Source organism: Pseudolysinimonas sp. (genome assembly GCF_039912695.1).
GTDB lineage: Bacteria > Actinomycetota > Actinomycetes > Actinomycetales > Microbacteriaceae > Pseudolysinimonas_A.
On the sequence record NZ_JBDSPJ010000011.1, the window covers coordinates 1 to 13009 of the forward strand.

General features: G+C 66.3%; 16 protein-coding genes and 1 tRNA gene. 10 read left to right on the top strand and 7 right to left on the bottom strand.

Going from position 1 to position 13009, the window contains the following annotated elements; genetic code table 11:
• Window positions 1-137 precede the first annotated feature (137 nt).
• From ABIR17_RS03200 to ABIR17_RS03210, 3 genes are read left to right on the top strand one after another with little or no spacing between them, the layout of a single operon-like run.
• On the top strand, window positions 138-584 hold the full coding sequence (locus ABIR17_RS03200; protein WP_348002918.1) for a MaoC family dehydratase N-terminal domain-containing protein: 447 nt from the start codon (window positions 138-140) through the stop codon (window positions 582-584).
• Window positions 581-991 (top strand): MaoC family dehydratase, encoded by a 411-nt coding sequence (locus ABIR17_RS03205; RefSeq protein ID WP_348002919.1) that lies wholly within the window; start codon window positions 581-583, stop codon window positions 989-991. The genes ABIR17_RS03200 and ABIR17_RS03205 overlap by 4 nt, the downstream gene beginning before the upstream one ends.
• A 13-nt stretch (window positions 992-1004) precedes the next feature.
• Window positions 1005-2111, top strand: coding sequence for a UDP-N-acetylmuramate dehydrogenase (locus ABIR17_RS03210; protein ID WP_348002920.1), 1107 nt, complete (start codon window positions 1005-1007; stop codon window positions 2109-2111).
• A gap of 14 nt (window positions 2112-2125) precedes the next feature.
• Here the strand turns inward: ABIR17_RS03210 and ABIR17_RS03215 are convergent, their stop codons facing one another.
• The 6 genes from ABIR17_RS03215 to ABIR17_RS03240 all read right to left on the bottom strand — a co-directional run bounded on the left by ABIR17_RS03215 (window position 2126) and on the right by ABIR17_RS03240 (window position 7578).
• On the bottom strand, window positions 2126-2818 hold the full coding sequence (locus ABIR17_RS03215; RefSeq protein ID WP_348002921.1) for a spermidine synthase: 693 nt from the start codon (window positions 2816-2818) through the stop codon (window positions 2126-2128).
• 4 nt (window positions 2819-2822) lie between these two features.
• Window positions 2823-3443 (bottom strand): response regulator transcription factor, encoded by a 621-nt coding sequence (locus ABIR17_RS03220; RefSeq protein ID WP_348002922.1) that lies wholly within the window; start codon window positions 3441-3443, stop codon window positions 2823-2825.
• A complete protein-coding gene (locus tag ABIR17_RS03225) occupies window positions 3440-4621 on the bottom strand; it encodes a sensor histidine kinase (protein WP_348002923.1) in 1182 nt (393 codons plus the stop codon). The genes ABIR17_RS03220 and ABIR17_RS03225 overlap by 4 nt, the downstream gene beginning before the upstream one ends.
• Window positions 4622-5440, bottom strand: a complete 819-nt coding sequence (locus ABIR17_RS03230; RefSeq protein WP_348002924.1) for an ABC transporter permease — start codon at window positions 5438-5440, stop codon at window positions 4622-4624.
• On the bottom strand, window positions 5437-6294 hold the full coding sequence (locus ABIR17_RS03235; RefSeq protein WP_348002925.1) for an ABC transporter ATP-binding protein: 858 nt from the start codon (window positions 6292-6294) through the stop codon (window positions 5437-5439). Before ABIR17_RS03235 ends, ABIR17_RS03230 begins: the two co-directional genes overlap by 4 nt.
• 84 nt (window positions 6295-6378) lie before the next feature.
• Window positions 6379-7578 carry a pyridoxal phosphate-dependent aminotransferase gene (locus ABIR17_RS03240; protein ID WP_348002932.1) on the bottom strand — a complete coding sequence of 400 codons (1200 nt, stop codon included), beginning with the start codon at window positions 7576-7578 and terminating at the stop codon, window positions 6379-6381.
• 158 nt (window positions 7579-7736) lie between these two features.
• Between ABIR17_RS03240 and ABIR17_RS03245 the strand changes: the two genes are divergently transcribed.
• The 7 genes from ABIR17_RS03245 to ABIR17_RS03275 all read left to right on the top strand — a co-directional run bounded on the left by ABIR17_RS03245 (window position 7737) and on the right by ABIR17_RS03275 (window position 12195).
• Window positions 7737-7809: transfer RNA gene (locus tag ABIR17_RS03245), tRNA-Trp, on the top strand.
• A gap of 63 nt (window positions 7810-7872) precedes the next feature.
• Window positions 7873-8139, top strand: coding sequence for a preprotein translocase subunit SecE (gene secE / locus ABIR17_RS03250; RefSeq protein ID WP_348002926.1), 267 nt, complete (start codon window positions 7873-7875; stop codon window positions 8137-8139).
• Between the two features lie 79 nt (window positions 8140-8218).
• Window positions 8219-9187 carry a transcription termination/antitermination protein NusG gene (gene nusG, locus ABIR17_RS03255; protein ID WP_348002927.1) on the top strand — a complete coding sequence of 323 codons (969 nt, stop codon included), beginning with the start codon at window positions 8219-8221 and terminating at the stop codon, window positions 9185-9187.
• A gap of 200 nt (window positions 9188-9387) precedes the next feature.
• A complete protein-coding gene (gene rplK, locus ABIR17_RS03260; protein ID WP_348002928.1) occupies window positions 9388-9819 on the top strand; it encodes a 50S ribosomal protein L11 in 432 nt (143 codons plus the stop codon).
• Window positions 9820-9821: 2 nt separating this feature from the next.
• On the top strand, window positions 9822-10511 hold the full coding sequence (rplA, locus tag ABIR17_RS03265; RefSeq protein WP_348002929.1) for a 50S ribosomal protein L1: 690 nt from the start codon (window positions 9822-9824) through the stop codon (window positions 10509-10511).
• A gap of 39 nt (window positions 10512-10550) precedes the next feature.
• Window positions 10551-11096, top strand: coding sequence for a GNAT family N-acetyltransferase (locus ABIR17_RS03270; RefSeq protein ID WP_348002933.1), 546 nt, complete (start codon window positions 10551-10553; stop codon window positions 11094-11096).
• Complete coding sequence (locus tag ABIR17_RS03275; protein ID WP_348002930.1) at window positions 11086-12195, top strand: acyltransferase; 1110 nt, start codon at window positions 11086-11088, stop codon at window positions 12193-12195. The genes ABIR17_RS03270 and ABIR17_RS03275 overlap by 11 nt, the downstream gene beginning before the upstream one ends.
• Here the strand turns inward: ABIR17_RS03275 and ABIR17_RS03280 are convergent.
• A partial coding sequence (locus ABIR17_RS03280) for an NADP-dependent oxidoreductase (protein WP_348002931.1) occupies window positions 12192-13009 on the bottom strand: 818 nt, incomplete at its 5' end. The two genes, ABIR17_RS03275 and ABIR17_RS03280, sit on opposite strands and share 4 nt — an antisense overlap.

The window sequence follows — 13009 nt, forward strand, 5'->3', positions numbered from 1 at the left end:
GCGAGAGCTGCCAGTAGTACCGCTTTTCACCAAGCGCACCACAGCACTTCGAGGCCCCGGCTGACTTGAGTCGTCCGGGTCTCGATCATTTAAGCCGCGACATTTGGGGTTGCTGACGGGGTCGGTAGGCTTCAGTCGTGCCGGTGAACCCCGCGATCGAAGGTCGCAGCTATCCGTCGACCGAGCCCTATCTGGTCGGTCGCGAGAAGATTCGCGAGTTCGCCCGCGCCGTGTTCGCGACGCACCCGACCCACTTCGATGTCGAGGCTGCTCGGGCTGCGGGTTATGCCGATGTGGTCGCGCCGCCCACCTTCGGCATCGTGATCACCGAGGCGACCCTGCGCCAGTTGCTCGACGATCCCGAGGCGGGAGTCGACTTCAGCCGGGTCGTGCACGGCGACCAGCGCTTCGCGTTCAGCCGCCCGATCGTTGCCGGGGATGAGTTGACCGCAACGATGACCGTCACGAGCGTGAAGTCGCTTGGCGGAAACAGCATGGTGACCGCAGAGTCGTCGATCACCGACCCGACCGGCGCGAACGTCGTGACCGCGACATCCACTCTCGTTGTGCGGGCCGACGAGTGAGCGCGCTCGAGGTCGGCGCTGTGGTCGCCGAAAAGTCCTTCCCCCTCACCCGCGACTCGCTCGTGCGCTACGCGGGCGCGTCGGGTGACTTCAACCCGATCCACTACCGGGATGACGTTGCCGCCAGCGTTGGGCTCCCCGGGGTGCTCGCCCACGGGATGCTCACGATGGGTCTCGCGATCCAGCCGGTCATCGAGTGGCTGGGAGATCCGGGCCGGGTGCTCGACTATCAGGTGCGGTTCACCCGCCCGGTCGTCGTTGATCCGGAGGTCGGCACTGTCGTGTCGGTCGTTGCCAAGGTCGGCGCGATCGACGACGACGTCGTGCGCATCGACCTGACGGTGACGGCCAGCGACCAGACGGTGCTCGGCAAGGCGCAGGTGCGCGTGCGGCCCCCGCAGGCGTGACGGCCGCCCGCCGATGACCGACTTTTCGCAACTCACGACACTGCGGGTGGGTGGCCCGGCCGCTCGTCTGGTTGAACCGGCGACTCGCGATGAACTCGTGGCGACGACGCTGCGTACCTGGAGCGAACCCGAAGATTGGCTGCTGCTGGGCGGCGGCTCGAATCTGGTTGTCGCTGACGAAGGGTTCGACGGCACTGTCGTTCGGGTTGTCACGCGCGGCATTGAGGTACTCACGCCGCAGCCCGATAGTCCCCGGTCGGTGCGGCTGCGGGTCGAGGCCGGCGAGCCGTGGGATGCGGTTGTCGCTCACACCGCCGCCCAGGGCTGGTCGGGGATCGAGGCGCTCAGCGGCATCCCCGGGTCGTCAGGTGCCGCGCCGGTTCAGAACATCGGTGCCTACGGTCAGGAACTCGCCTCGAGCCTGGTCGCGATTGACTTTCTTGACTTTGACACCGATTCGCTGATCAGGGTTCCCGCGGCCGAGCTCGGACTCGGGTACCGCACGAGTGCCCTGAAGCACGGGCGCCTGGGTCTCGTCGTCGGCCTCGAACTGGCTCTCGCGAACGACACCGGCTTGAGCCAACCGATCGCCTACGCACAACTCGCCACCACTCTCGGCGTGCGGATCGGCGACCGCGTCCCCGTTGCCGAACTGCGAGCCGCCGTTCTCGAAACGCGCGCCTCGAAAGGGATGCTGTGGGACGAAGCCGATCCCGACTCGGCGAGCGCGGGCTCGTTTTTCACCAACCCGGTCGTGAGCGAACAGTTTGCCCGCGGGCTGCCCGCCGACGCGCCCCGCTGGCCGACCGCGCCCGAAGAGGCGCATCGGGTGCTTCCGCTCGGCGCAGACATCCCGCCGATCACGCGCGCCGCACGCGGTGAGTACCTGGTGAAACTCAGTGCGGCGTGGCTGATCGAGAAGTCCGGTATCAGCCGCGGGTTCGCGATTCCCGGGTCCCGCGCGGCGGTCTCGAGCAAACACACCCTTGCCATTGTGAATCGGGGCGGGGCGACCGCTCGGGATGTCGTCCAACTGGCCGGCTACATCCAGACCCGCGTGATGTCGGAATTCGGCGTCAACCTGCAACCCGAGCCGGTGCTGGTGGGCGTGCAGCTCTGAGTGGGCGTTCAGCTCTAGCGCGCGACGTACACCGTGTTCGTCGAGGTGCCGCCGGTCAGCGGGTTGGCGAACGACACGACATGAGCCGCCGAGGTCGCGAACACCGCATCAAGGTCGGCGAGAAAGTCGTCGTCGGGCGGGTCGTCTGACCAGAGGGCGAACACGCCGCTGGGCCTGAGGTGGCGAGCGAGCCGGCGCAGCCCGTCGGGCGTGTAGAGGTCGGCGTGCGCGGCGCTCAGTTGGTGTCGGGGCGAGTGGTCGACATCCAGCAGGATCGCGTCGTAGCCCGACCCGTGAGGCTCGCTGCGCATCACGGCGAAGAAGTCGTCGAGCTCGAGCGACGTGCGGGGGTCGCCGGTGAGGGTGGCGGAGACCGGCAATAACCCGCGCTGATGCCAGTCGATGACGGCGGGCAGGGCGTCGATCACCACGAGTGACCCCACCTCGGGATGCTCGAGGGCTGCGACAGCGGTGTAGCCCAGGCCGAGGCCGCCGACCAACACCGCGAGGTTCTTGCCGATCGTGGCCGCCAACCCGAGGTGGGCGAGCTGTTCTTCGGCTTCGGTGAACAGGCTCGACATCAGGTACTCGTCGCCGAGCTTCACCTCGTAAACGTCGACCCCGAGAGTGGGCTCCACCCGGCGGCGCAAAAACAGGTCGCCCATCGGGGTCTCTTGCCAGTCGAGCTCTTCGAAGCGCAGCGCCACGGGCTCAGAGTAGGCGCAACTCCATCGCGCGAGTGACAGCACGGGTTCGGTCTCGCACCTCGAGTTTGGTGAACACGTGCAGCAGGTGCGACTTCACGGTGGCTTCGCCAAGGATCAAGTGCTCGCCGATCTCGCGATTCGACAGGCCCGTCGCGACGAGGCGCAGCACGTCGAGTTCGCGCGTGGTGAGCGAGACGGCGGGAATGGATCGGCCGGCCTGGCGCACCAGGGCACGGGAGACCGAGGGGGCGAGAGCGACCTCGCCGGCTGCGACCGCTCGGATGCCGGCGAGCAACTCTGCCTCGGGCGCGGCCTTGAGCAGGTAGCCGCTCGCGCCTGCGCCGATCGCGGGCAGAATCGCGTCGTCGGTTTCGTAGGTGGTCAGGATGATAACGCGCGTCGCCGGGACGGCGGCGAGAATGCGCGCGGTCGCCTCGTCGCCATCGAGCTCGGGCATCCGCAGATCCATCAACACAATGTCGGGGGCCAGCGAGGTGGCGAGGGTCACGGCCTCCAGCCCGGTCGCTCCGGTGCCGACTACTTCGAGGTCGTCGGCCGACTCGACGAGTCCGACGAGTCCCGCCCGCACGATCGGATGATCGTCGACGATCACGACGCGGATCATGCGGCACCGGGGTGAATGGCACCGGCGTGAGTGACGCGGGGCAGCCGGGCGGTGACGGTGGTGCCGCCCGGGCCGCCGTCGAGGTCGAGCGTGCCGCCCGCGAGGGCGAGACGTGCGCGAAGGCCGCTCAGGCCGAAGCCGTCGGGTACCGCGGCCGGGTCGAGGCCACGGCCGTTGTCGCGCACACGCAGAACTGCCGCGCCGTCCTCCTCGGTCAGCGAGACCGCAACGGTCGACGCCCCGGCGTGCTTGCGCACGTTCGCGAGACCTTCCTGAGCGCAGCGCAGCAAGACGACTTCGGCATCCCGTTCGAGCGGCGCCGCGAGTGAAACCTCAAGGTCGACAGCCACCGACGTCTCCCGCCGGAACCGCTCCACGAGCATCGCGAGAGCATCACCCAGTCCGCCCGACAGCTCGACCGGCGCGCTTCCGGCGACGAGGGTGCGGGTCTCGGTGAGGGCGGCGCGTGCCGACTCCTCGACGAGTTCGAGAGTCGCGTCGTGCAAGGCACCGGCCGCGAGTTCGCGACGCGACCGTTGCGTGAGCAGCACGACTCCGGCCAGGGATTGGGCGATCGTGTCGTGAAGTTCGCGGGCGAGCCGTTCCCTCTCGCCGGTGACTCCGGCATCCCGATGAGCCGCGGCGAGCTCGTCCTGCGCGGCGGTCAGGTCCTCGAGCAGTCGCGCCCGTTCGTTGCCGTAGTCGGAGATGCGCCAGATCCACAGCCCCAGCGCGATCGAGCCGCCGAGAGAGAACAAGAAGGTGACCGCGGCGCTTGCGAGGGTGTCCCACGAGGGGCCGAGGGAGACGAAGAAGCCGCCTCCGGCCGCGAGGGCGATCGCGAGACTCGAGAGGATGCCGCGTGACCGAGAGTGCGCGAGCACCCAGGCGGCGGGCATGGCGAGCGACTGGAAGACAGCGAGTGGCGCGGATACCGACACGAGTCCGAAGGTCGCGAGTGCGAGGATTCCAATGAACACCGCCGCACGCCGACCGCCCTCGGGCGCCCGACGGCCCAGCGCGACGTAGGCGATGAGCACAGCGACAAGCACGCCAGCTCCGAGTGCGCTGAGCGCTGGGGACTTCTCAGAAACGGCCAGGATGGCGCCGCAGCCGGCGACGACCACGAGAACCGCGATCGTCCACCACCGCGACGCCATCACCGGAGTGTGTTGCACTCAAGCATCCTTGCGGATCCACCGGAACGAGATCCGAACCACGATCAAACCGACCACGAGCCACAGCCCGCAGACCAGAGCGATCAGCGGCAGATCCCACGAGCCCGACGGCTCGACCGCCTCGAACTGGGACGGCAGGAACACGGCGCGCATCCCCTGCGCCAGCCACTTGAGCGGGAAGACACTCGCAACGTTGCGCAACCATTCGGGGAGACCGGCGAAGCTGATGTAGACGCCCGAGATGAACTGCAGCACGAGCACGATCGGGATGACAACCGCCGTCGCGCTCCGTCCGGATCGGGGCAGGGCGCTGAGCCCGATCCCGAGGATCGCGCAGGTCGTCACCCCGAGCAGGAACACCCAGGCGAAGGTCAGCCAACGGCCGGGATCGGTCGGCAGGTGAACCCCGAAGACGACAACCGCAACCAGGATGAGCAGCGTCGACTGCAGGATGCCGGTGACCAGCACTTGACCGATCTTGCCGATGAAATACGACACCGGGGAGAGCGGGGTCCCCCCGAGGCGCTTGAGGGTGCCGTCGCTGCGCTCCATCGCGATGTCGATCGACATGTTCTGCAGCCCCGAGAGCAGCAGTCCGGCTGCGAGCATCCCGGGCAGATAGAACTCAGCAGCGGTGAGCTCGGCGCCGGGAGGGCCGAATGTCGCCGAACTGAACGCGACCGAGAAGATCAGCAGCATGAGCAGCGGGAACAGGAAGGTGAAGAAGACCGTGTCGCCCTGGCGGAAGTATCCGCGAATCTCGTAGCCCGCACGGGAGAGTCCGTTGCGCAGCGTGCTCTGAATTCCGTGCGCGATCATGCCGACACCTCCTGCTTCTCGGTTCCGACGTAGGAGAGGTAGATGTCTTCGAGACTCGGTCGAATGATCTCGAGCCGGTCCGGTTCCCCGCTCTTCGAGAGCCGAGTCACCAGAGCCCCCGGATTTTCGGTGCGCTCCTCGTGCGCCACGTCGCCCTCGCGCCAGCGCACGATCGGCACCCGGGCGTCAGCACCGCCGAGTTCGTCGATCGTGCCGATCGCCGCCACTGCACCGTCGTTGATGATCGCCGCACGGCTGGCGAGTTCGGCTGCCTCATCGAGGTAGTGCGTGGTCAGCAGGATCGTCGTTCCCTCGTCTTGAAGTCGGCGGATGAGATCCCAGAACGAGCGCCGCGCCTCGGGGTCAAACCCCGTGGTCGGCTCGTCCAAAAAGAGCAGCTCAGGACGCCCGACGATGCCGAGCGCGACATCCACTCGTCGCCGTTGCCCACCGGAGAGCTTCCGGATGCTCGCTTTTGCCTTGTCGGTCAGCCCGACGGCAGCGATCACCTCGTTGACGTCGCGGGGGTTCGGGTAGAAGCCCGCGAAGTGGCTGAGCTGCTCGTGCACACTCGCGGCCGGCGCCTCGCCCGTCGACTGCAGCACGATGCCGAGTCGCGCCTTCCAGTCGAGACTGCCGTGCTGAGGGTCGATGCCGAGCACCTCGACGGTTCCCGACGTGCGGTCGCGATAGCCCTCGAGGATCTCGATCGTCGTCGACTTTCCCGCGCCATTCGGCCCAAGCAGCGCGAAGGTCTCCCCGCGTGCGATTTCGAAGCTGACGCCGCGAAGCGCCTCCACCCCGCCCTTGTACGTTTTTCGCAGGTCGTCGACCCGCACCACTTCATCGGTCATGTGCCCAGCCTGGCTGGTGCGGCAGACGCGCACCACGACCGGAAGGTGGGACGGGCATCCACCGAACGGTGGATGCGGAACGGGCTAGGAAAACAGCCGCTGCAGCCGCGAGATGCCCTCGGCGATGTCGTCGTCACCCAGCGCGTAACTAAAGCGGAGATATCCACTCGGTCCGAACGCTTCGCCCGGCACGGCGGCAACCTCGGCTTGGTCGAGGATCAGGTCGGCGAGTTGCAGCGACGTGGTTGGCGTCACCCCGCCCCATTCGCGGTTGAGCAGACCGGTCACGTCCGGGTAGACGTAGAACGCGCCGGCCGGCATCGGTGTGACAACCCCGGGGATGGCGTTGAGACCCGCGACGATCGCACGCCGGCGACGGTCGAAAGCGTCGCGCATCACGCCGACGCTTTCTTGGGAGCCGGTAAGCGCCTCGAGCGCAGCGCGCTGCGAAACGTTCGAGACGTTGCTCGACAAATGTGACTGGAGGTTCGCGGCGGCGGCAATCGCATCGGCCGGACCCACCATCCAGCCCACCCGCCATCCGGTCATCGCGTAGGTCTTCGCGACCCCGTTCACCAAAATCGTGCGGTCGGCGAGCTCGGGAACGGCTTCGACGATCGAGACAGCCTTCATCCCGTCGTAGACCAGGTTCTGATAGATCTCGTCGCTGATGACCCAGAGGCCGTGCTCGTGCGCCCAGGCTCCGATTGCGGCGACCTGCTCGGGCGAGTAGACGGCACCGGTCGGGTTGGAGGGCGAAACGAAGAGCAACACCTTCGAGCGCGGGGTGCGCGCCGCCTCGAGCTGTTCGACCGTCACCAGGTAGCCCTGGTCAGCGCCGGCGAAGACGTCGACCTGAACTCCGCCCGCGAGTTTGATCGCTTCGGGATAGGTCGTCCAATAGGGCGTCGGCACGATGACCTCGTCGCCCGGATCGAGCAGCGTCGCGAACGCTTGGTAGACCGCCTGCTTGCCACCGTTGGTCACAATCACCTGCGACGGCGACACCTCGAGCCCCGAGTCACGCAGCGTTTTCGCGGCAATCGCCTCGCGGAACTCGGGCAACCCGGCCGCAGGCGTGTATTTGTGGTTCTTCGGGTCACGGGCGGCTTCGACGGCCGCCTCGACGATGTGCGCGGGCGTCGGAAAGTCCGGTTCCCCCGCAGCGAAACTGACGACCGGGCGCCCGGCCGCCTTGAGGGCTTTCGCCTTGGCATCCACCTTCAACGTCGCCGATTCGGCGATCGCTGCCACGCGCTTCGAAATCCGTGCCACGATCCCCAGCTTAGGAGGCGGCACGCGGGGCTCCCGCCGCGAGCTGTTGCCCTGATTCCCCGACTGATTTGCGATGACGTACACTGATCGAGTTGGTCGAATCGGCCAATGCTTCGTCGTGCCCGCACAGCGCTACCGCGCCGCGGCGGGCAGCGACGGAGGCACCGAGGGCGGTGGCTCAATTGGTAGAGCAGCGGTCTCCAAAACCGCAGGTTGCAGGTTCAAGTCCTGTCCGCCCTGCGACAGCGTTAGCTGAACAGAGCCGCGAGAAAATTTTCGCGGATCGACGAAAGGTTGGATGCCGTGGCACGCAAGGTGATCGACGAGCCGAGTGAAGACCTCGTCGCGAACGCCAAGCGGGATCGCGCCGAACGGCGCGGACCCTTTGCGCGCATCGCGCTGTTCATTCGGCAGGTACTCACCGAGCTCTCGAAGGTGGTTCGCCCAACTCGGCGTGAACTCCTTGGCTTCACCGGTGTCGTGATCGTGTTCGTCGTCATCATGATGGCGATCGTCTACGGTCTCGACCTCGTTTTCAGCCTCGCGGTCAAATGGGTCTTCGGGCACTAGCACGTCTTCGGACACTGGCAATGAGCCGCACTGGCAATGAGCCGCACTTCAACTCGCAACACTTAAAGGAACAACAGACGTGACTGAACAAGAGCGCCGCGACCTCGACCTCGCGACGGCCGCCGAGCAGTCCTCCGAAGAGGACGAGGCTCAGGAGGGCAACGTCCTCGAGCACGACATGGACGCCGTCGACTCCGCCGAGCACTCGGCCATCCACCTGATCGCCGACGATGAGAGTGACGACCCCAACGACGTCGAGGCTGGACTCGTGCAGCTGCTCGACGCCCTCGACGCGGCGTCCGACCCCGAGGCCGACGCCGTTGTTGACGACGCCCTCGACATCGATTCCGTGCAGGAGGCGGACGCGGCCGTCGCCGCCACCTCCGACGAGGAGGAGGTCGACGCCGAAGAAGAGGCAGCCGTCGATCCGTACCAGGAGTTCCGCGGCGAACTGCGCGCGAAGCTCGGCAAGTGGTACGTCATCCACTCGTACGCCGGCTTTGAAAAGCGCGTCAAGCAGAACATCGAATCGCGCCGCCTGTCGATGGCGATGGAAGATTTCGTCTTCGAGGTGCAGGTTCCGATGGAAGACGTCGTCGAGATCAAGAACGGCCAGCGCAAGCTGGTCAACCGCGTGCGCATCCCCGGCTACGTGCTGGTGCGCATGGATCTCAACGAAGACAGCTGGTCCGTCGTTCGCCACACCCCGGGCGTCACCGGATTCGTGGGCAACTCCCACAACCCGACCCCGCTGCGCTTCGAAGAGGCCTTCAACATGTTGAAGAGCCTCGTGCAGATCGTGGAGGCACCCGTCAAGGGCGGCGTCGGCGGCAAGGGTTCGGGCAAGGGCGCATCCGCTCGCGTCATCCCCGCCGAAATCGACTTCGAGGTCGGCGAGACGATCACCATCAAGGAAGGTTCGTTCGCGGGCCTTCCCGGCACGATCAGCGAGATCAAGCCGGAGAGCGGCAAGCTCACCGTGCTCGTGTCGCTCTTCGAGCGCGAGACTCCGGTCGAGCTGTCGTTTGACCAGGTGACCAAGCTCTAGTCCCGGGGCGCTTGGCTCCATCTAGGTGCAGAAGGACCCGGATCGTTGGGGGTCTGACCGCACCGAAGTGGGTCCATGGCGGCTTGAACCGAGCAGGAGTATGCTCACAAGGTTGCCTTCGGGCGACGACCACCGCATCCGGAAATTCGTCCGGATGTCGGGAGCGCGTCCATCCGGGCGCACGACAGTAAGGAAGAAGCATGGCAAAGGCAAAGAAGGTGACCGGCCTGATCAAACTCCAGATCAAGGCTGGCGCTGCCAACCCCGCCCCGCCGATCGGGCCCGCGCTCGGTCAGCACGGCGTGAACATCATGGAGTTCTGCAAGGCCTACAACGAGGCGACCGAGTCGGAGCGCGGCAACGTGATTCCGGTCGAGATCACGGTCTACGAAGACCGCTCGTTCACCTTCATTCTGAAGACCCCGCCGGCCGCTGAACTCATCAAGAAGGCCGCCGGAGTGCAGAAGGGGTCACCGACTCCGCACACGGTCAAGGTCGCCAAGCTCACTCAGGCGCAGGTTCGCGCGATCGCTGAGCAGAAGAAGGTCGACCTCAACGCCAATGACGTTGAAGCCGCCATGAAGATCATCGCCGGCACCGCCCGGTCGATGGGGATCACGGTGGAGGCATAATCATGGCACCCAAATCAAAGGCATATCGCGACGCCGCCTCGAAGATCGAAGACGGCAAGTTCTACGCACCGACCGAGGCCGTCGAGGTTGTTCGCACGACCGGGTCGAAGAAGATGGACTCGACCGTCGAGGTCGCGCTCAAGCTCGGGGTCGACCCGCGCAAGGCCGACCAGATGGTTCGTGGCACCGTCATCCTTCCGCACGGCACCGGCAAGGTCGCCCGCGTCATCGTCTTCGCGACGGGTCCGGCTGCTGAAGCCGCGCTCGCCGCAGGCGCCGACGAGGTCGGTGGCCTCGAGTTGATCGAGAAGGTCGCTGCTGGCTACACGGCGTTCGACTCGGCAGTCTCGACCCCTGAGCTCATGGGCCAGGTCGGTCGTCTCGGAAAGGTGCTCGGCCCGCGTGGTCTCATGCCCAACCCGAAGACCGGCACCGTGACCCCGAACCCCGCGAAGGCGGTCGAGGAGATCAAGGGCGGCAAGATCGAGTTCCGCGTTGACAAGCACTCCAACGTGCACTTCGTGATCGGCAAAGCCGGCTTCTCGTCCGACCAGCTCGGCGAGAACCTGCGAGCCGCACTCGATGAGATCAACCGCGCCAAGCCCGGTTCCTCGAAGGGTCGCTACATCCAGAAGGGCTCGGTGTCGACGACGTTCGGCCCCGGTGTCCCGCTCGACGTCAGTGTTCTTTAACCGGCCCGTTGGGCCGCGAGTCCTTCACTGAACGTCAGCATTAGACAGGCGAGCGCCGCGGATTCCGCGGCGCTCGCTGTCGTTGCGGCCGCGACTTTCCCCCTCGCCTGCCCGCCGCATACGACCGACGAGGCCAAGGCATCCTTCATCGCCGCCAACCTTATGCCGAACAACTTCGACGACTACCTCGCCGACCCGGCCCGCGAACTGTTCCTCGCCGAAGTCGGGGGCGAGGCCGTCGGCTACACGATGCTGGTCGTCGGTGAGCCCCAGGATCCGGATGTCGTGGCGGCGATCACGCTGCGCCCGAGCGCGGAGCTGAGCAAGTGCTACGTCATGCCCGGTCACCACGGGGCCGGCATCGCGAGTTTGCTGATGAGCGCCACTCTCGACGCCGCGCGAGCTCGCGGGGCCGCGGGTATCTGGCTCGGGGTGAACGAAGAGAACGAGCGGGCGCAGGCGTTCTACGAGAAGTCGGGATTCGCCAAGGTCGGTCGTAAGCGCTTCCTGGTCGGCGAGCGTTGGGAAGAGGACTTCGTGATGGAGCGCGGGATTTCTGCGCCAGAATCCAGCTATGCCGGATAACATCGCGTCAGCGGGTCGCCTGTTCTTCCCCCTCGTCGATGTGCTGCGAGCGATCGGGGCCCTGCTCGTGGTGTATTCCCACCTGGTGGGCAACTTCCTTGACGCGCACGGCCGCTCCTGGCCGATCGATAGCTTCGTCGACGCCGTCGTGATAGTTCCGCTCCACATCGAGATCAACCTCGGCTGGCTCGGCGTTGCTCTCTTCTTCTTCGTGAGCGGATTTGTGGTCACGCACGCCGCCCGCGACGAACGGCCCGGTACGTACCTCGTGCGCCGGTTGCTCCGCGTCTACCCTCCCCTAATCTTCACCGTGCTCGTCGTCCTGGTGTTGGCGATGGCGGGTGTTGCCATCCCGGGGTTGGAAGGACCGCTGACGCCGGGGGACGTGCTCGCGAACATGTCGCTAGCCAACTTCCTCCTTCCGTTGCAGCCCGTCATGGTCGCGGTGGGATGGACTCTCGTGATCGAGATGGCCTTCTACCTGGGGATGTTCGTGCTCCATGCCCTTCTGCGTCGCATGGCCTGGCTCGTGCCACCGGCGCTGCTCATCGGGTCGGCGATCTTCGTCGCTGCCTCGCCGTGGCTTGGCGAGGTGGGGATCCGGGCGGCCGCCTACGTCGCGCTCGTTCCCGTCCTGGTCATTGGGCAGGCCACTTATCTCGCGTACCGTCGCCTCGCGCCGGTCTGGCTCGCCGCGCTCTACGGCGTGGGTGCCTGGCTCGTCCTCCTCTTCGGCGTCGACCGCACCAGCCCACTGTTCCGAGACCCCGCACATTCGTTTCTGGCGAACACCGTGGTCGGGTTCGGCATCTTTCTCGCAGCGGTATTGCTCGAAGGCCGGCTGCGAGCCCCCCGCGTGATGGCGGTGACGGCGCGACGCAGCTACAGCTTGTATCTTCTCCACGTCCCGGTGGGCTACCCGATCCTGACGGCGCTCGTCGAGTACGCGCGTTTCCCCTACGCACCCTCCCTTGTGATCGCGGTACTCGCCGTCGCGACAGCCACCGAGTTGTCCTACCGATTCATCGAACGGCCGACGATCCAACTCGCGCGACTGCTGACCCGCAGCCGACGGGTCGAGGAGCCGTCGACTCTTTAGCCTTCGGCGACTTTGAGCACGAGCTTGCCGCGGGTGTGACCGCCTTCGATGGCGCGGTGCGCGTCGGCGGCATCCTCAAGATCGAAGACCTGGTCGACGAACACTTTCACGTCGCCCGACTCGAGAAGGCGCGAGATGATCGCCAGCGTCGAACCGTCGGGGGAGACCCGGTAGCCCGTCGCTCGGACCCCTGCGGTCGCGGCTTCTTCGGCCATCGTTGGCCAAGATCCGGTGGGACCGTTGACGATGATGCCGCCCGCCCTCAGCACTCGCAACGACCGGGAGGCCGTGTCATCGTGCACGTTGCCGATCAGGTCGATGACGGCATCCACCGGGTCGAGGACTTCCTCGAAGCGCACCGCGCTGTAGTCGATCACCTGGGCGGCCCCGAGCTCGCGAATCCATCCCGCGTTGCGCGTTGACCCCGTCGCGATGACGTGGGCGCCGAAGTAGGCGGCGAACTGCACCGCGAAATGGCCGACACCGCCAGCGCCGGCATGGATGAGGATCCGCTGTCCCTCGTGAGCTTTCGCTGTCTCGACGACCATTCCCCAGGCTGTCAGCGCGGCAACGGGAACTCCGGCCGCTTCGACGTGCGACAGGTTTGACGGCTTTCGAATGACGCTGAGCGAATTGACCGTGAGGTATTCCGCGTAGGCGCCCGACATCCGGGGCACGATGCCCATGCCGTAGACCTCGGTACCCGGCTGAAGGGGGTGCGCTTCGTAGGGGGCCTCTTCGACGATCCCGCTGAAGTCGTTGCCGAGGATCACGGGAAAGTTCGTGATGCCCGCGAACGCACCTTTGCCCGACC

Bases quoted from the DNA above. Each gene is read 5' to 3' on its own strand.
- ABIR17_RS03235 (WP_348002925.1), bottom strand. From the start codon at position 6,294: ATGACCGATGAAGTGGTGCGGGTCGACGACCTGCGAAAAACGTACAAG.
- ABIR17_RS03210 (WP_348002920.1), top strand. From the start codon at position 1,005: ATGACCGACTTTTCGCAACTCACGACACTGCGGGTGGGTGGCCCGGCC.
- rplA (WP_348002929.1), top strand. From the start codon at position 9,822: ATGGCACCCAAATCAAAGGCATATCGCGACGCCGCCTCGAAGATCGAA.
- ABIR17_RS03230 (WP_348002924.1), bottom strand. From the start codon at position 5,440: ATGATCGCGCACGGAATTCAGAGCACGCTGCGCAACGGACTCTCCCGT.
- ABIR17_RS03220 (WP_348002922.1), bottom strand. From the start codon at position 3,443: ATGATCCGCGTCGTGATCGTCGACGATCATCCGATCGTGCGGGCGGGA.
- rplK (WP_348002928.1), top strand. From the start codon at position 9,388: ATGGCAAAGGCAAAGAAGGTGACCGGCCTGATCAAACTCCAGATCAAG.
- ABIR17_RS03275 (WP_348002930.1), top strand. From the start codon at position 11,086: ATGCCGGATAACATCGCGTCAGCGGGTCGCCTGTTCTTCCCCCTCGTC.